The organism is Vibrio sp. THAF64 (genome assembly GCF_009363455.1).
Classification (GTDB): Bacteria; Pseudomonadota; Gammaproteobacteria; order Enterobacterales; family Vibrionaceae; genus Vibrio; species Vibrio coralliilyticus.
The window spans coordinates 687,491-705,147 of sequence record NZ_CP045356.1 but is presented as its reverse complement, the minus strand read 5'-3'; the positions used below and the strand labels follow the sequence as shown (position 1 = coordinate 705,147).

At 45.3% G+C, this 17,657-nt stretch carries 17 protein-coding genes; 5 read left to right on the top strand and 12 right to left on the bottom strand.

Going from position 1 to position 17,657, the window contains the following annotated elements; genetic code table 11:
- Window positions 1–22 precede the first annotated feature (22 nt).
- Window positions 23–850, bottom strand: coding sequence for an ammonia-dependent NAD(+) synthetase (nadE, locus tag FIU99_RS19785; protein ID WP_006960425.1), 828 nt, complete (start codon window positions 848–850; stop codon window positions 23–25).
- A gap of 110 nt (window positions 851–960) precedes the next feature.
- Between nadE and FIU99_RS19780 the strand changes: the two genes are divergently transcribed.
- Both FIU99_RS19780 and FIU99_RS19775 read left to right on the top strand, forming a co-directional pair.
- A complete protein-coding gene (locus FIU99_RS19780) occupies window positions 961–1,473 on the top strand; it encodes a nicotinate-nicotinamide nucleotide adenylyltransferase (RefSeq protein WP_006960427.1) in 513 nt (170 codons plus the stop codon).
- A 30-nt stretch (window positions 1,474–1,503) separates the two neighbouring features.
- Window positions 1,504–1,992 (top strand): hypothetical protein, encoded by a 489-nt coding sequence (locus FIU99_RS19775; protein WP_006960429.1) that lies wholly within the window; start codon window positions 1,504–1,506, stop codon window positions 1,990–1,992.
- A 34-nt stretch (window positions 1,993–2,026) separates the two neighbouring features.
- Here the strand turns inward: FIU99_RS19775 and FIU99_RS19770 are convergent, their stop codons facing one another.
- Window positions 2,027–3,886, bottom strand: a complete 1,860-nt coding sequence (locus FIU99_RS19770) for a bifunctional diguanylate cyclase/phosphodiesterase (protein ID WP_006960431.1) — start codon at window positions 3,884–3,886, stop codon at window positions 2,027–2,029.
- Window positions 3,887–3,997: 111 nt separating this feature from the next.
- Window positions 3,998–4,891, bottom strand: a complete 894-nt coding sequence (locus FIU99_RS19765) for a LysR family transcriptional regulator (RefSeq protein ID WP_006960433.1) — start codon at window positions 4,889–4,891, stop codon at window positions 3,998–4,000.
- Between the two features lie 113 nt (window positions 4,892–5,004).
- On the opposite strand from FIU99_RS19765, the gene FIU99_RS19760 reads away from it, so the two are divergent.
- Both FIU99_RS19760 and FIU99_RS19755 read left to right on the top strand, forming a co-directional pair.
- A complete protein-coding gene (locus tag FIU99_RS19760) occupies window positions 5,005–6,183 on the top strand; it encodes a multidrug effflux MFS transporter (protein ID WP_006960436.1) in 1,179 nt (392 codons plus the stop codon).
- Between the two features lie 63 nt (window positions 6,184–6,246).
- Window positions 6,247–6,600 (top strand): hypothetical protein, encoded by a 354-nt coding sequence (locus FIU99_RS19755; protein WP_152472519.1) that lies wholly within the window; start codon window positions 6,247–6,249, stop codon window positions 6,598–6,600.
- A gap of 55 nt (window positions 6,601–6,655) precedes the next feature.
- Here FIU99_RS19755 and FIU99_RS19750 read toward each other — a convergent pair whose 3' ends face one another.
- The 9 genes from FIU99_RS19750 to norR all read right to left on the bottom strand — a co-directional run bounded on the left by FIU99_RS19750 (window position 6,656) and on the right by norR (window position 16,203).
- Window positions 6,656–7,279, bottom strand: a complete 624-nt coding sequence (locus tag FIU99_RS19750) for a glutaredoxin domain-containing protein (protein WP_006960438.1) — start codon at window positions 7,277–7,279, stop codon at window positions 6,656–6,658.
- A 52-nt stretch (window positions 7,280–7,331) separates the two neighbouring features.
- Window positions 7,332–8,222, bottom strand: coding sequence for a DMT family transporter (locus FIU99_RS19745; RefSeq protein WP_029236124.1), 891 nt, complete (start codon window positions 8,220–8,222; stop codon window positions 7,332–7,334).
- A 144-nt stretch (window positions 8,223–8,366) separates the two neighbouring features.
- Window positions 8,367–9,290, bottom strand: a complete 924-nt coding sequence (locus tag FIU99_RS19740) for a DMT family transporter (protein ID WP_006960440.1) — start codon at window positions 9,288–9,290, stop codon at window positions 8,367–8,369.
- A gap of 199 nt (window positions 9,291–9,489) precedes the next feature.
- On the bottom strand, window positions 9,490–10,824 hold the full coding sequence (locus FIU99_RS19735; RefSeq protein ID WP_039951913.1) for an MATE family efflux transporter: 1,335 nt from the start codon (window positions 10,822–10,824) through the stop codon (window positions 9,490–9,492).
- Between the two features lie 52 nt (window positions 10,825–10,876).
- Window positions 10,877–12,796, bottom strand: coding sequence for a monovalent cation:proton antiporter-2 (CPA2) family protein (locus tag FIU99_RS19730; protein WP_006960442.1), 1,920 nt, complete (start codon window positions 12,794–12,796; stop codon window positions 10,877–10,879).
- The gene (locus FIU99_RS19725) at window positions 12,793–13,413 is read right to left on the bottom strand and encodes an NAD(P)H-dependent oxidoreductase (protein WP_019275992.1); all 621 of its coding nucleotides are present in this window, start codon (window positions 13,411–13,413) and stop codon (window positions 12,793–12,795) included. The genes FIU99_RS19730 and FIU99_RS19725 overlap by 4 nt, the downstream gene beginning before the upstream one ends.
- A gap of 81 nt (window positions 13,414–13,494) precedes the next feature.
- Window positions 13,495–14,127, bottom strand: a complete 633-nt coding sequence (locus tag FIU99_RS19720) for an HAD family hydrolase (protein WP_006960444.1) — start codon at window positions 14,125–14,127, stop codon at window positions 13,495–13,497.
- A gap of 21 nt (window positions 14,128–14,148) precedes the next feature.
- Complete coding sequence (locus tag FIU99_RS19715; RefSeq protein ID WP_006960445.1) at window positions 14,149–14,508, bottom strand: glutathione S-transferase N-terminal domain-containing protein; 360 nt, start codon at window positions 14,506–14,508, stop codon at window positions 14,149–14,151.
- A gap of 105 nt (window positions 14,509–14,613) precedes the next feature.
- Window positions 14,614–16,203, bottom strand: coding sequence for a nitric oxide reductase transcriptional regulator NorR (gene norR / locus FIU99_RS19710; protein ID WP_006960446.1), 1,590 nt, complete (start codon window positions 16,201–16,203; stop codon window positions 14,614–14,616).
- 244 nt (window positions 16,204–16,447) lie between these two features.
- On the opposite strand from norR, the gene hmpA reads away from it, so the two are divergent.
- Window positions 16,448–17,620 carry an NO-inducible flavohemoprotein gene (gene hmpA / locus FIU99_RS19705; RefSeq protein ID WP_006960447.1) on the top strand — a complete coding sequence of 391 codons (1,173 nt, stop codon included), beginning with the start codon at window positions 16,448–16,450 and terminating at the stop codon, window positions 17,618–17,620.
- Window positions 17,621–17,657: the final 37 nt, after the last annotated feature.

Below are 17,657 nucleotides of genomic sequence, written 5' to 3'. Positions count from 1 at the left end.
AGCTGAGAGCTCCCGTTTTTTATTAGTCGTATATGGTTGGAATAGGTTGACGCTTATGCTGTGTGGCTTTGTAGATTGCGACCAACCTGTCTGACGCTTCCTGTGATACTGGCTTACCTTCTAAGAAGTCATCAATCTGATCATAAGTGAGATTAAGAGCATCTTCATCGGCCTTTTGTGGAGCCAATTCTTCAAGGTCAGCGGTAGGTGTTTTCTTTACAAGAAGCTCTGGTGCACCTAGTGTTGCTGCAACTTCACGTACCTGACGCTTGCTCAAGCCAAATAACGGGGCAAGGTCACATGCGCCATCACCGAATTTGGTATAGAAACCTGTGATGTTTTCCGCTGAGTGGTCTGTCCCAAGTACTAATCCACCAACATAACCGGCAATTTCATATTGAGCGACCATGCGAGCACGTGCTTTTACATTGCCTTTGACGAAATCGATCTTAGATGCCTGCTGAGGCAAAAGTTCAGTATGAGCGAGTGCTTCGCGGGAGGCGGCGTGCAGGCCATCAACTCCAGCTTTAATATTGACGGACACAGAGTGAGTTGGCTGAATGAACTGCAACGCTATCTGGGCTTCATCTTCATCTTTTTGTTCACCATAAGGTAGACGAACTGCGATAAACTGGTATCCGCCATCGGTTTCTTCATTCAGCTCATTGACGGCAAGCTGTGCTAGACGACCACAGGTTGTTGAGTCGACACCTCCACTGATACCCAGTACTAACGCTTTGCATCGTGCTTCCTGCAACTTGCGCTTAATAAATTCGACACGACGTGATATCTCAAACTGAGGGTCGATTGATGGCAATACGCGCATCTCGTCGCGAATTAGCTGTTCCATTATGTTTCCTTCCTGCAAGCAATGATTTTTAGAAAATAATGGTAATATCATACCTAAATGAACAGATTAGAAAACTGTGAACAGTGATTTCACAATCATCAGGAAAGAAAATGAACAAAATCGCAGTATTTGGCAGTGCATTTAACCCGCCGAGCCTTGGACATAAGAGCATTATTGATTCGCTTATGCATTTCGATAGGGTACTGCTACTTCCTAGTATTTCTCATGCTTGGGGTAAAGAGATGCTTGATTATCAAGCACGTTGTGAACTGGTGGATGCATTTATTGAAGACTTGCAGTCGAGCAATGTCGTGCGGAGTACTGTTGAAGAGACGCTTTATCAGCCAAACCATAGCGTAACGACATTTGCGGTTTTAAGTGAATTGCAGCGTCAATATCCAGAATATGAAATAACTTTCGTAATTGGCCCTGATAATCTTTTTAATTTTGCTAAATTTTATAAAGCGGATGAAATACTTAATCGCTGGTCAGTGATGGCATGCCCTGAGACCGTGAAGGTACGTAGTACGGACATAAGAAAGGCAATAAGTGATAAAAAAGACATTAATTCACTTACTACGCCTAAAGTTTGCCAAATGTTGGTCGAAAAAGGGTATTATTAACGAATGCTGTACTAATTATTTGGGGTGTGAATGAAAACTCATGCATTGATATTGCTAGCAAGTCTGGCTTCTTCAACTATTGGTGCATGTGAGCTATATAGCTCTGGCTATCAGTCTGATTCGGTTTTATTTCATTCCTCACAAGGTGTGTGTTTTTCCTTACTTGACGGTATTCAATACACCGCTGACAAACTGGATGCGTTCGATGACTGGGTATCAGAGGAACAATCTCCAGATTATTCTTCTTATTGGTCTGATTGGGTTCTGCAAACAGAGACTAACCCTATACTGAGTCAAAGTTTAGCCTCTAATTATATTGGCATTGGCGTTTGGGTACCGTCTGAGTTGGAAGATCAGATTAATGTCTCTGATACAGAAAATTGGATCATGAGCCATGGCCTTCAACTCAGTCTAGGCTTCGGTGATAAGAAGCCGGGAGAGCCTCGACTCCGATTAGATTATCGCTGGCACGATGACTACGAGCGCGATGTTATCATGCAGCTTGAGTTACCTTTCTAATGAAAAGTGAAATGGACGCAGCGAGCGTCCATCTTTAAGATTTGAACATGTTCACGACGGTTGGTGGTTCATCCTGAACGGTGTGTGAAGCCTGTATATCAATAATCGTTTTAGGTTTCTCTGGGCGTGAGTAGAAGTAGCCCTGAATCTGATAACAATCCATCTCATGCAATTTCTCTAACGCTTCTTGGCTCTCCACTCCTTCAGCCACTAAATCAACTTTGAGCTGTTTAGCAAGCTGAATAATCAGCCAGACTACGCGTTCCGATGTTTCGTTACACAGCATGTTGCGAATGAAAGTTGCGTCAATCTTAATACAATCAATGGGGTAACTGTGAATGTAGTTAAGGCTTGAGTATCCGGTACCAAAGTCATCCAGTGCAACGGTAAAGCCTAATAGCCGTAACTGGTCCAGAATAAATCGAATTTCATTGGTCTGAGACAGTAAGACGGTTTCGGTTAGCTCAATCGTAAACTCATTAGGTTTGAAGCCATAACGGTGGATGGTCGATGTGAGGTGCTTTAAGTAACGATTAGTATCATTGAGTTCATGCGCTGAGCAGTTGATTCCAAGTTTGACCTTGTAACCAAGGCCTTGCTCAAGTTCCTGCTTTGCCTGACAAGCGAGATCGACAATACGTTCTCCCAACTCCACAATCAAACCTGACTGCTCAGCTGCTTCTATGAATTCCAATGGGGAAATCATTCCAAGTGCGCTGCTTTCCCACCTAGCGAGGATTTCAAAGTAATCCCAGTGTTCTTGGTTTCGACGCACTATAGGTTGCGCTAGCACATAGATTTCGCTGGGATTAAGGTTCGATGGTGAGAGCTCGTTGCGCAGTGCGTCAATGACCATAGTACGTCGATAGTATTGCGCGCTGAGGTGGGTGTCATAACATTGCACTTGAGAGTTTCTTGACTGCTTGCAATCTTTCAGAGCTAAGCTGGCGTTGAGGATGAGCTGATCGGCAGTGAGTCGATTATCTGATTTTCTCGCAATGCCTATGCTGACATTGACTTTGATATTGTGTGCAGGGTCTTTATAACCGGACTCCAACTTGTGCAATATTAAGCGGCACACTTCGAGCGGGTCTCTATTGTACGTAATAAAGGCAAATTCGTCCCCCGCAATTCTAAAGGCTAACTGTCTGTCCTGAATCGAGGTTTCAATCGCCTTGGCAACAAACTTAATAACTTGGTCACCGATATAGTTGCCGTACAAGTCATTGATGGACTTAAAGCTGTCAATATCGACATAGGCTAGAGTGAATGAGTCTCCACTGGTTTCCGACAATCTTTCGAGCTTGTCGGATAAAAAGCTTCGATTGAGCAAGCCTGTGAGATTGTCGTGCGATACTTCATAGCTAAGTTGATTGACGAGACTCTCCGATCGTGCCGAGAGCCACTTAGCTCTCAAGCTATGCACTACGACATTAGCGAATAGAGTGTGGTAGTAAATCAACTCTTCACTTTGCTCAATTGGGGTTCTAAAGGCTGATAGCAAAATGCCAAGCACATCTCCAGAACGAGTTCTCAGCGGAATACCAAGGTAAGCCTCAATATTATTCTCTCGAATGTAGATATCTTCAGGGAAGTCTTTTGCTACACCTTTGGGGTAAAGTACAAAGTCAAGATCTGACTTGCTAACGTGTGCGCTGGGAGTTCCTCTCAGGGCATAGGAGAATGGTTTTTTTAAAGCGCTATCGCTAGCATGAGATAACATATGAGCATTGGAGTTGAACTTATCAATCTCTATCACGCAGGTGCAAAAAGACTCAAAATGCTGATGGAGCACTAAAGTGACCTGATCGAGTAGCTGCGCACCGTCTAATTGAAGAGTTTGATTAACCACATCTAAGCTAATAGACGTAGTTTGTTCATGTAACCTAGCCATTTGAGTACCCTACCTTATCGTGATTTAAATCACTTATTTGTTGGTATTGGTTCAATTAAAATATGGTACAGATCTCATAACAATTCAAATTGGAAGGAGATATTTCTTGGCTTAATGCTCTTCCATTTGTTCTTTAGCTAAACGCTCTTTAAGGTAGTCGAGAAACAGTTTTGTCCTAGTATGTTGATAGTCCAGCTTAGGATAATACGCGTAAACTGTTGCTTCATCAGCAGTTATTCGGGGTAGGATACGTTTTAAGGTGCCAGCTTTTAGTTCATCTTTTATCATCACATCGTTGGAAATTAAAATCCCCATAGCATTTTTAGCGGCGTAAAAAAGTGCTTCGGGGTTAGTGGTTGCAAGATTTCCTGACAAAATGATCTTCTTTCCATTCGTCAGTGTTATTTCACGATGTGGCCGTTCTCCCCATATTAGCGTGTTGTGTCCAGTCAACTCATCAACCGATTGTGGTTCACCGTATTTATCCAAATATTCAGGCGAAGCGTAGAAGCCTGCTTTGTGCTCGAACAGTGCTGAGGCTTTAAAACTGAGTGAATTAAGCTGTTCTATCTCACGGCTGATGAACAGATCAAGGCTAAGTTCAGGCAGTTGGCCAGGGGTAGTAGTGATCAATTGGATGCGAATGTCTGGATACATTTGTAGAAAATCATCGAGATACTGAACCAGAAATTTGGATCCAACTGCAATGGTGGCACCAATTTTTAAAAGCCCCGCTGGTGTCTGGTTTACTGAACGAGTTTCATCGACAATGGATTGCCAGCCATCAAGTTGGACCTTAGCTCGCTCATAGAACAGCGCTCCGGCTTCGGTTTGAGTCACGGTTCGGGTAGTGCGCTTGAGAAGTTGAACCCCAATCCTTTCTTCCAGCCAATGGACACGCTTGCTGATCGCTGAGCTGGTGGTATTCATTTTTCTCGCTGCGCCGTTGAAGCTGCCTTCGTCTACCACACGAATGTAGCTTTGAACACTTTGTATCCAGTCCATGATTTCCTCCCATTAATTCTTTTTGGGAACTAATTAGTTTCCAATTGAGGATATTATCATTCGTTAGCGTCGAATTTAAACTTTATTGCATAAAGAATAAACGAGGTGACGCTATGAAAAAAACGCCGATTCTGCTGGCGATGATGATAATTGCGACGGGTCAGGTAGGTGTGAGTATCTATCTGCCATCATTACCGATGATCAGTGAAACGCTTCAGGTTAACCAAGCTGATGTCCAACTTCTTGTGACGCTGTTTTTAGTTGGCTTTGGTGCTTCGCAGTTGTTTTATGGCCCATTATCGGATGCTATCGGACGTCGTCCGGTGTTTCTGCTCGGGCAAGGGATATACCTGATCGGAACCGTGATTTGTTTGCTGTTTTCTCATAACTTGTGGATTTTGGTGTTGGGGCGTCTTCTACAGGGCCTCGGAGCGGGCAGCGCGTCTGTATTAGGCAGAAGTGTGCTTCGTGACTGCTATGACGGTGCAGAGCTGACCAAAGCTTTATCTTACGTTTCTGTCACGGCTTCGATCATGCCTGTGATTGCGCCTGTCTTCGGTGGCTGGGTGGCATTTTATCTGGGTTGGGAAGCTGTGTTTATTTTTGTTCTGGTCTACCTAGCCGCAATTTTTACACTGGGTTACTTCATCTTACCTGAGACAATGAACTACGGTCGAACATCATTCAAGGTAGGCCAAGTGGTCAAAAACTATGGAGAATTGATCACCAACAAACAAGTATTGAGTAGCGCAAGCTACAACTGGATTACTTACCTTGCTTGCATGGTTTCCTTGTCTGTAATGCCTTTCATGTTACAGCATGAATTGGGCTTAACGGCTGCCGAGTATGGTTCAGTCATGGTGATACCGTCCGCAGGGCTACTGATTGGTACACTGGCATTGAATGTCCTTAATCGCTATTTGAGTACACAACAACTCATGGCTCTCGCTATCTTCATCATGATGGCTGCTGGAGCTTGGTTGGCGGTGACTGGGTTGACGCTGTTCAATATTGTCTGGGCCTTTACATGGATGACGATTGCACAGGGGTTGTCTTTCCCTCTCTCAATTAGCATGTTGCTTGCGCCACATAAACGGCAGGCTGGTTCTGTATCTGCTCTGACAGGAGCAATCCAGATGTGTCTTGCAGGGGTGTTTGGGGGTTATTTAGTGGAGAATTGGATACAAAGCCAAATGGCATTAGGTGCGTTTTATTTGATATCAGCAAGCCTGTTGGCAATGGTGCTTTACTCGAGTCGGGTTCGGCCAGTGACACGCCAAGAGTTTGCTTGAAAGGAGTAAAACCCCTGCTACAATGCGCCTCAATGATTGAACTGACGATCTGAGAGGTCGACGATGGAACACAAACAATTCGAAGAGTTAGTCACTGCGCTTTGTGCAAAAGAGAACTTACCGCAAGCACTTGAAGTGTTGAAACAACATGAAAATGAAGAAGTTGCTGAGGCGGCGCAGTCTCTAACAGGTCAGTTTGCTTTGGCAGAAGTTGACGGTGAACAACGCATTTACCATGTGACGATGCAAGAAAATGAGCAGGGTGAAGAGCAAGAATACGTTGAGCATGTGATGAATGAAGGCGATGACGTGATTCGATTTGTTGCTTGGTTCTTTGAAGTGATGTTTGATGTGAAACGTAAAGATACCTATCAGGCTGCAGGTAAAACGTACCAACAACCAAAACGCGCGAAATAGTCGAGTTTACGCTTCCTATAAAAACAAAGCCCCATATTTGGGGCTTTGTTTCTTTTTAACCAACAGAGCTTTGGTTGTTGTCCATGGTCACTACATTATCGGGCACATTACTTAAGCCTTTTTCTGCCAGCCAAGCTTGCAGATTGTCGGCGCCGCCAATGTAATGACCATCAAGCCAGATCTGGGGAACGGTTACCGGTGTTTTTTCGCCGATAATGGCTTTCACTTCTGGGATCATGCGATACAGAGCCGCACTGTCTTTAACGACGTCGTGATACTGGTAATCAATCCCAGCGTCATCAAGTAATTTCTTGGCTTTCACGCAGTAAGGGCAGGTCGCTTTTCCGTAGACAATGTTTCCTTTCAACGTATCGCGTTTAGTCCACTCTTGAATAATAGACTGTACCAACACACCGCGATTCAAGGCTTCACCTTGGCTGACCACCTTGCCTTCGACCATAAGAATAGGAGCATGCCAGGCTCCAACCTTCAACGGTTCCCACCAATGAGAGAGCCAATCTTTCACTTCCAATTCAACGGGAACATCGACCAGTTCGTTCTCAAATGTATCTTTGAGAATGTCTTTGGTCAGGGTACATTCGCCACATGGAATTTTTACACTGAACGGTCCCCAACTGCCGGCCCAGCGATATAGTGTTACTTTGATTGGATCTGTCATAGAGCTCTCTCCCTTAAATGCCTTTAACTAATAGAACGGCGCGCGCTGATATTTATTTCAATTTGCGGGATTTTTTTGATTCCCATTGAGTAATAAAAGCGACAGAAGCAATGATGATCGCAGCCCCTAGCCACAGTCTGCCTGGTGGTACCCAACTAAATACAATCCAACCTGCCAGTACATTTAATGGTAATTTCGCGTGGTCAAATGGCTGAACAAACGAAGCATCGGCGACTGAATACGCTTTTACAATAGCCCACTGTGCCAAAGCTGTCAGTGCTCCAGCGGCGAATAGCACCAGCCAGATCGTACCGCCAGTTGGCGTCTGCCAATCTGGAATTGCTAGCAAGATATTAAATGGTGTGATGAGGATCAGTAGGTAGACCACCATCGTCGATGGGGAGTCATCGGAGGATAGTTTTTTGACCATAAGTGAATAGCAAGCCCAGAAAAATGCAGCGCCCACTGGGAGTAAAGCGGCCCAGTTAAAGCCATCAGCCCAAGGTTCAAGGATGATCATTGCCCCAATAAAGCCGGACAGTGTTGCTCCCCAACGTGCAATACCTACGTTTTCTTTAAGAATTAGCCCTGAGCCTACCGTTGCAAAGAGTGGTGAGGTCATCAGCAGTGCGATCCCCTGCCAAATTGGTACCGGGTAAGCTAGCGCCCAGAGCCACAATTGAATACCGATAACCGATAGAAAAACCCGGAAAATGTGCATTCCGAGATGTTCAGTACGCAGAGAGTGTCTGATACCCAATGTTTTTAAGTAGGGCAGAATGACAACCAACGCAATCGCATATTGGATCAATGCGACAGTAGTGGAAGACAAGCCGAAATTAATACTAGCAACCTGAGCGAGGCTGTTAACCAAGGCAAAGGCTAAACCAGCTGTGAGCATCCAGCTCGCGCCCTGAATAGGATGGTGGGGTCTTGAAGCCATAATTGTTGTGTTAAGGAATGTAGTAGGCTGAATCATACGATGTTCTTTGTAGTACGTCATCTATCTATCTTGTTGTACTTCATCAAAAAAACTGAAGAAACAGCCTGTTTTATTGTGCGGTGTCGTATCATTAGCGACGACGGACTAGTCGGTTTTGGGTTTATTGAGCAGGTAAACCGAAAATACGACCAAAGTCATTCCCATGGCATGCCAAACAGTAAATGCTTCCCCTAATACGAGTACTGCAGATATCGCAGTGATCGCAGGGCCAATATTACTGGTTAGGCTCAATTGAGTCGGTGTTAAGCTCGCCATCGCGGCCGCAATCAAATAGGAAGGAACAACCGTACAAAAAATACCTAATGTAACGCCGATGGTAATTAGCTCTGAGCTCCAACTGTAGATTTCTGCCTGACTTAATAGCAGGTGAATGACGATTGCGACTCCGGCACTGCCCATGCCAATGCTCGTGAACAGAGAGCTACCCATTCTTGAGATGAGCGGCTTACTCCACACAAGATAAAAGGCGAACACTAAGGCCGACGTGATGGCGAGACCGCTGCCGAATAAAACAGAGCTGCCAAGGGTGTTAAAGTCATGGACAAAGATCAAAGAGATACCAATATAGCCAAGCAATGTGGTCACAATGACCCGACGGCTTGGGACCTGCCGATACAGAGCCCAACTAATGAGCACGACAAAAGTGGGGAACAAGAAAATCAGTAGTCGCTCTAATTGAGCAGAGATGAACTCCAATGAGGCGATATCCAGATAGCTGGCGATGTAGTAGCCCATGATACCGATAGCCACGGCTTTAAGACCATGTTGCTTGGCCTTGGTACGATTGTCTGGTGTGCGACACAAATACACCAACATGGCCAGATAAAGCGGCAGAGAGCTAAATGCACGCAGTGCCATGATAGAAGTTGCGTCACCACCGTATTGGTAGGCGATCTTGATCAGTACAGGTTTGATGGAGAAGAGCAGACAACCCGCTAGAGCCAGCAACAGGCCAACTTGAGTGGCGCGAAAAGCAAGAGGTCGAATTGTCTGGGTGTTTTCGGTCATTAATCTCGTATCCTTTATTGAGAGTTGGGCTACGAGAAGAATTAGGCTGGCTACGTGTTCTCGTAGCCAGGCACAGGTTTACCTACCGGCTACAGGCAATGAGAAGGAGCCAAAGGTAAGTAAACGAAATTTGCATCAGAGATATTCCTTAGTGATGAAAAACCAGATTAACCAGCATAGTTAGGAAAGGCAATCAGTTTTATCGCTCAAGATTGGCTTCAATCTGCCTCAATGCTTTTTGATACATTAGCCATGCACAGATGCCAGCTAATAGGTTACCAACCATAGAGCCCCAAAATAGCCCCTCTATTCCGCCAAGATGTGCACCTAGCCAAAGGCAAGGCAAAAAGAACGCAAATAAACGCAACGCTGAAATGGTTAAGGCGGTGTAGGATTTACCTAATGCATTGGCAATGGATACCATTAGCATGCAGATGCCTAGTGGTCCGAGGCTGACAGGGACAATCAATAAATGCCAGATTAAAATCTCAGTGACTTGAGATTCGCTGGTCATCAATGAAGCTAGCCAATCTGCAAACAGCCATGTAAAGGCGGCAATCAGTAGTTGAAATCCAATCACAAATTGGCTGGCAATAACCACTAGTCGACGTATATCAGTGATGTTTTTCGCCCCTAATAATCGACCGACCATTGGTGGCATAGACATCGTAAGAGCAAGCACAGAGACGATAGCAAAAAACTCGAATCTAGATCCCAGTGCCCAAGCGGCGACTGCAGCAGTGCCAAACCCTGCGAGTAACTTGGTTGCTAACATCGAAGACAAAGGTGGTAGCAATTGGCTGATCATCGCTGGTCCCATGATATTACCAATCGACTTAACACTTTGAGTGATGTTGAGGTCATGCCAGTCAAAGCTCATCCAATGTTTGCGTGTGACTTTAGGTGCAACGATTAGGATACCGATACCAAAGGCGATAATGGTTGCGATGGCAGCGCCGTTTAGCCCGAGATCGAGAGTAAAAATGAAAATTGGATCTAGGATCAGGTTAAGTACACTGGTGACCATCATCATTGTGCCTGGCAGCATAGTATTACCATTGGCTCGGCAAACACTGTACAAGAAGTAGAGTAGAGCGCCTGTCCAAGCACTGACTAGCCAGTAAATCCAGTAGCTGTCAATTACAGGAAAGAGAGTTTCGGGTGCACTGAGTAACTGCAGGATCGGGACTCGAATGAGGTAAATAAACACAGAGATAACCGCAACACCAATTGTCCCTATGGCAATCACTAACCCGCCAAGCTGGTGGGCAAAGCGTGTGTTGTTAGCCCCAATAGCCTTGGCGATTACGGCGGTTGTTGCGATACCTAATCCGACTTGAATGCCGATGATGATCATTTGAATAGGCAAGGTAAAACCTTGTGCTGCAAGCGGCAGTACGCCAAGCTGGCCGATGAAAGCACTGTCGACCAACTGAAAGCTCATCAAAGACAGGACACCAAATAGCATTGGCCATGTCATTTTGAACAGCTGTTGACCCAGAGATGGGGAGTTTTCAATGTTTGTAGCAGTCATATCATTCAATCATTCTGTAAAAGAAAAACCGAGGCAGTGCCCCGGTCTCAACTTATTCTTCCTTGAACTCTTCAGCATAACCTTTGGGTGGCGGTGTCCAGCCTCGCTCACCACCCTCATGTTTGTCTGAGCGATCGGTATTCATCGCCAGCTTTATTTGCTCTTCGAGGTGCATAAAGAGTTTTCGGTAGTTATTATCAAATCGTTCGCCTTCAGAGTCATCTTCCCATGCCTGATAAAGCATGTCGGATTTCTTGTCTTCAATTCGGCGATACGCAGCTCGTTGTTGCTCTACATGAAATGGGTGGTATCCCAGAGATTTCAAGGCCTGTGCTCCAAGTTCAAGCGCAGAATGGTAAGTTTCTGACTCGATAATGTCAGCGCCAGCCTGACGTAATAGGTAGCCATGGCCTCGGTCGAAGGCACGGACCAACACTTTGATCTTTGGATACGTGTGTTTGACGTACTTGGTCAGCTCAACGCTGGTTTCAGGGTTATCAATGGCTATAACCAGCATAGAGGCTTCTTCAATACCAGCCGTGTGAAGTAGGTCAGGCCGAGTGGCATCACCAAAGTAAGCTTTGGTGTCGATACGTCTTACGACATCAACTTGATCAGCCTGATGATCAAGCACCACAGTTTTGACCCCATTAGCGACGAGTAATCGATTTACAATTTGTCCAAAGCGGCCGATACCCGCAATGATGACTGTGCCCTTTTCTTCAATTTGATCGGCTTCACGGTCATTCGACTCAAGTTCAAACCTTGGCAAGATGACTTTATCAAACAGGATAAATAAACCCGGAGTCAGGAACATCGACAGGGCGACCACCAGTGACAGAGTTTGAGCAATATCTTGTGGAATGACATGATTCTGCACCGTAAAACTGAGCAAGACGAAACCGAATTCGCCCGCTTGGGCTAAGCTGAGTGTAAACAGCCACTTGTTGCTGTTTTTAATACGGAATATCAGTGCTAACACGTAAAGAATAGTTGCTTTGAGTAACATTACGCCCAGTGTTAAACCGATGATAAGTGCAAAGTCGTCGAACAGGATACCAAAATTGATACCAGCACCGACGGTGATGAAGAATAGGCCTAATAACAAGCCCTTAAACGGATCGATGTTGGACTCAAGCTCGTGGCGAAATTCACTGTTTGCCAGAACCACGCCTGCAAGGAAAGTCCCGAGTGCAGGGGACAGACCAACCAAGCTCATCAGCGCCGCGATACCGACAACTAACATTAACGCCGTAGCGGTAAAAATTTCACGAAGCCCTGAACTAGCGACGAAACGAAACAGTGGACGACTTAAATAATGTCCTCCAACGACCAGGCCAATAACAGAGCCGATAATCACCAAGGCATACGCCCAACCCGGTAGACCTGCGACTAAACTGAGTTCATCGTGGTGATCGGCTGCACTGCTGACTGCCGCCTGAGCTTGTTCCACCAACTCGGGGAGTGCCAATAGTGGGATAAACGCCAGCATAGGAATGACGGCGATGTCTTGAAACAGCAACACTGAGAAGGCATTCTGTCCCCCCTCTGTTTTGTTTAGACCCTTTTCATTAAAGGTCTGTAATACAATCGCTGTTGAAGAAAGTGCGAAGATCAAACCAATCGCAAGGGCAATGGTCCATGGTTGGTCAAACAGTAAAGCCACGCCCATGATTGCCGCTGTGGTTCCTCCGACTTGTAGACCTCCTAAGCCAAGCAAGCGATTTCTCATTGACCAGAGCATCTTTGGCTCTAACTCAAGGCCGACCAAAAACAGCATCATGACAACACCAAATTCAGCAAAATGCTGAATGGTCGTTGTTTCTTCTCCAACTAAACCTATGATTGGTCCAATGACGACGCCTGCAATTAAATAACCGAGTACAGAACCGAGCCCAAGTCGCTTTGCAATAGGAACAGCGATGACAGCGGCAACAAGATAGATAAATGCTTGTAGGAAATAACTGGTCATTGTAAACCTCCTACAATGATTTCATCCAAACAGTGGCAGAGTTTTTCGACTTTTGAAGCTTTGTCGTAATCGACTCTATCTTCAACCAATGCCGATAACAGTGCTTGCCAAGCCTCAACATGTGTTTTGATACGACCATCTTCTTTCGCGGTACGAGCACCAAACAGAGCAAATGGAGCAAGGTATTCCATACCTGTCAGCGTCGCCATTTGTTCAAGAGGTTGGAGTAATTCACGTATGGTGAAGTGGTTGTATCCTTCTGTTTGGTACGCTTCTTCTTGACCACCCGCAGTGAGAGCACAAAGAAACTTTTTACCGTGTAATGCAGTGCCATCGTGGCCATACGCAAAGCCGTACTCCAATACCAAGTCTTGCCACTCTTTTAAAATTGAAGGTGTTGAATACCAGTAAAGCGGGAACTGAAATACGATTACATCGTGGTCGAGTAAGCGTTGCTGCTCACGATCAATGTTGATGTTGTAGGTCGGGTATTCGTAATACAGATCAACCGCAGTGACACCTTCGACCGCCTGACAGGCTTTAAACAGTGGTTGGTTAACTTCGGAGCGACGCTGAGAGGGGTGGGCATAGAGCACTAAAACTTTATTCTTTGACATTATCCAGTTCGCAGATCTTAGGTTTAGAACTTTATTGTTGCACACAGATCAACTTTTAACCATTGGTTACTTTTTGGTAAGTCATGAAATAGTTTCAGTTTTTTGTTGATAAAAAGTTGAGAACAAGTCCAATAGGTCGTTGAGATGATTTACAGTCAATGAGGCGTGTTGAGTAAATGTACTTGGTTTACCATGAGTCACGAGACAAGACGGCATACACGCGTTGCTTGCTGCCTGTAGGTCATAGACATAGTCACCTACGTAGAGAATTTGTTGCGGATCCAATTGCCATTCTTTTGCGAGTGCAAGAAGCGCATCTGGTGCTGGTTTAGGCGGGAAATGTTCACGACTGATTACACGCGAAATATTGAGTTGGTTATGCTCGATTTTTCGTTGTGAGGCTTGTTGGCAGTTGCGAGTAATAATAGCGGTGTGAAGGTTATGATGTGTGATGAAGTCAAGCAAGTCGTGACAGCCGGGCATCGGAGAGGAGTGATCGGCATCATCCAATTCATGTTGCAGTATCAACTGTTTTGCTCGAATAGCTGATTGAGAGCAATCCAATTCGTCAATGAAGGTGAGCAAGTCGACTTCTTTTGGACAGCCGACTTGTGTTCTTAACCAATGAAAGTCCAAGTTTGAGGTGACTAAGGTGTTATCTAAATCAAAGACAATGGCTTTGATTTTGCTGATCTCCAGAGTCACTACATTCATGGCATTTTCCTTCAGTTAGTTTTAGGCAAATTCCTGCTCTAAGTAAGCAACAATATCAGAGGATTCATACATCCACTCGACCTTGCCTTCTTTCTCGATTCTTAGGCATGGCACTTTGATTTTGCCACCGCCAGCTTCGAGTTCAGAACGGTGTGCCTGATTTGTTTTGGCATCGCGCAGCTCAATATTGACTGATTGGCGCTTCATAGCACGACGAACCTTTACGCAAAATGGGCAAGCTTCGAATTGGTACAGAGCCATAGACTGGGCTTTGTCATTGACGGCTTGCTGACTCTCTGCCGAGCGTTTTACACCTTTTGGTGAAAAGACAAAGTTAAGCAATAGGATTACGCGGCCTAAAAACCAACGGATAAACTTCATAACATTCCTTTACAATACAACAAATAGGGTGACTTTAGCGTGGGTTGTCTCACCCACTTTTTATATCGTGACTAACTAGTGTTTGCATTGTAACCAAGTTGTTCGTCAATTAGTACTTATCTTATGCTGCTTCGTAACTGTGATACCTAATCGTTTTGCTAACCGCGTCAGATTCGCTCGGTCAGTTTTAAGCTGTCTTGCTGCCTTTGCCCAGTTAAAGTCGGCATCGGTCAAGGCGAGTGTGATGATGTGTCGCTGGTACTCTTCCGTTGACTCACGAAGTCCTTTTGTCCAATCGATGGATTCCGTATGTTTAGTTGCAACGACGCTGCTTGGCGACTCTTCAACAGGCAGAGAATGGAGCTCACCGATGTCATCAATGGAGACTGTGATCAGTTTGCCGTTGTTGCCTCTCGCTCTTGCTTTCAGCGCCGCTCGGTTAATCACATGTTCTAACTCACGAACATTGCCCGGCCAGTTATAACGCGATAAGAGGAGTTGAGCCTCTTTGCCCAGCTTGATTTGGACGATACCAAGCTTACGTCGCGCTTGTTCGAGGAAGTAACCCGCGAGAAGAACAATATCACCTTCGCGTTGACGAAGTGGTGGGACGCTGATCGGATACACGCTAAGGCGATGATAAAGATCTGAGCGAAAACGACCTTCGCTGACTTCTTCTTTCAAATCACGATTGGTCGCGGCCAAAACGCGAACATCAATTGTCTCCACTTTATCTTGACCAACGGGTTGAATCTCGTTGTTTTGCAATGCACGAAGAATTTTGCTCTGTGCTGTCAGAGGCAGTTCACCAATCTCATCAAGAAATAGAGTGCCGCCGTCTGCCAAGGCAAATTTGCCTAGCCGCGATTTATCGGCTCCCGTAAACGCTCCTTTAACGTGACCAAATAGTTCACTTTCTACCAAGTTTTCAGGAATGGCTGCGCAGTTGACATAAACAAGAGGCTGCTTACGGCGATTGGATAGGTGATGAAGGCTTCGAGCGACAAGCTCTTTACCTACACCAGTTTCGCCATTGATCAGAATATTGAAATTGGATGGAGCGACGACATCGATATCGGACTTCAGCGTCGTCATTTTTTCGCTGGCACCGATGATCTCGCCGCCTTCACGCTCCCATGCATCCTCATTGAGTTCTTCGAAACGTTGTTGAGTCTGCTTAGCTTGTTGTTCTAACTGACTAACGGTCATAGCAACTTTGAGAGTTGATGCCACAATCGCCGATAGAGCGTCTAAACTGCGAGTAGGGATTTGGTCAAAGACATTAGGTGTTAGGCTGTCCAGAGTCAGAATGCCAAGCAGTTTGTCAGCATAGAGCAGAGGAAGGCCCATACAAGCATGCATTGGCAAATCGCCATCGTAATCAAGCAGTAAGTTATCGAACGGATCGGGCAGTTCGCAGTCTGCGTCGAAACGCACAGCGGCTTTTGAGGCACAGATTGCGTCAAAGCGAGGATGTTCGTCGACCTTAAAGCGACGACCCAGCGTATCACGTGTTAAGCCCTGAATGGCTAAGGGGACTAAGGTATCTCCTTGCAAAGAAAGCAGCGCCACACTGTCGCATTGGATGGCTTTGCGAATAGCATCAAGCAGTTTGTTGAAACGATCGTGCTCATTGTGGCCTGTGGCTAGGCCGATGGTCATATCGATTAAAGTCGAAACAGAGATATCTTGCATGGTGCGGTAGGGCTCCAAATGACAGTAGGTGACTCCTCACAGAACGATGTGAGCTAAAAGTAACCAGTGCTAACGTGTAATTATTATATTTTAGAGTCATTTCGACATATTTCAACTAGGTCATTATGACTTTTTGATAGTGAATAATGCTCGATAATCCAAGTAATTAGGAGATGTTTAAACTTGGCATCAATCGTGCTCTTAGAAGGGAAAAAGATAATACCCATATGAGGAGAAAATAAAGATGCTTAACAACCAACATATCGAAGTCGTAAAAAGTACTATTCCTTTGCTCGAAAGTGCCGGCCCGGCTTTAACACAGCATTTTTATCAACGAATGTTTTCGCACAACCCAGAGCTTAAAGATATCTTCAATATGACGCACCAGAAAACGGGCCGTCAAAGTGTTGCTCTATTTGAAGCGGTAGCGGCTTACGCCAAGAATATTGAAAACCTTGAAGCACTGACATCAGCGGTTGAGCGTATTGCTCATAAACACACCAGCTTTAACATTCAAGCTGAACACTACCAGATTGTTGGTCATCACCTAATTGAAACGTTACGTGAATTGGCGTCAGAGGCATTTACCAAAGAAGTGGAAGAGGCATGGACGGCAGCATATCTGTTCTTGGCAAAAGTGTTTATTGATCGTGAAGGCGAGCTGTATCTTCAGCGTAAGCAAGCCATTGGTGGCTGGGAAAACGCACGTCAGTTTGTGGTTAAACAGAAGCAACCTGAATCAGAATACGTTACCAGTTTTGTTCTTGAACCAAAGGATGGTGGTGATGTGTTGGATTATAACCCTGGTCAGTACGTTGGTGTTGAAGTTAAGCCGTCTGCAGGCGAGCACAATGAAATTCGTCAGTACTCTCTGTCTCAGAAACCTAATGGCAAAAACTACCGAATTTCTGTTAAACGTGAAGTTGGGGAACACAATGGGTTGGTATCTAATTTCATGCATGATGAAGTAAATGAAGGCGATACAGTTCATTTATATGCACCGGCAGGTGATTTCTACTATCAAGAAAAAGACGCGCCAGTGGTTCTGATTTCTGCCGGCGTTGGCGCGACGCCAATCCAGTCGATGCTGCAAACATTGGCTGCGGCTGATAAAAAAGACGTCTCGTACCTTTACGCTTGTAATAGTGCTGATCAGCATACCTTCAAGAGTGAAACAGAACAGCTGATTTCACAGCGCGGTTGGCAGCAGTTTACATGGTACTTAAACGATCAGGCCCATTTCGAAGGACAGATGAACCTGTCTTTAGTGGAACGCGAGTTACCGTTAAGCAGTGCTGACTTTTATCTTTGTGGGCCGGTCGCGTTTATGGAAGCGGTGGTTAAGCAGTTAGAAGGATTGGGTGTGACAAGAGATCGAATTCACTACGAAGTGTTTGGACCTCATACCTATCTTTAAGATTGATAAAGGGCTTCCCATTGGGAAGCCCTTTTTA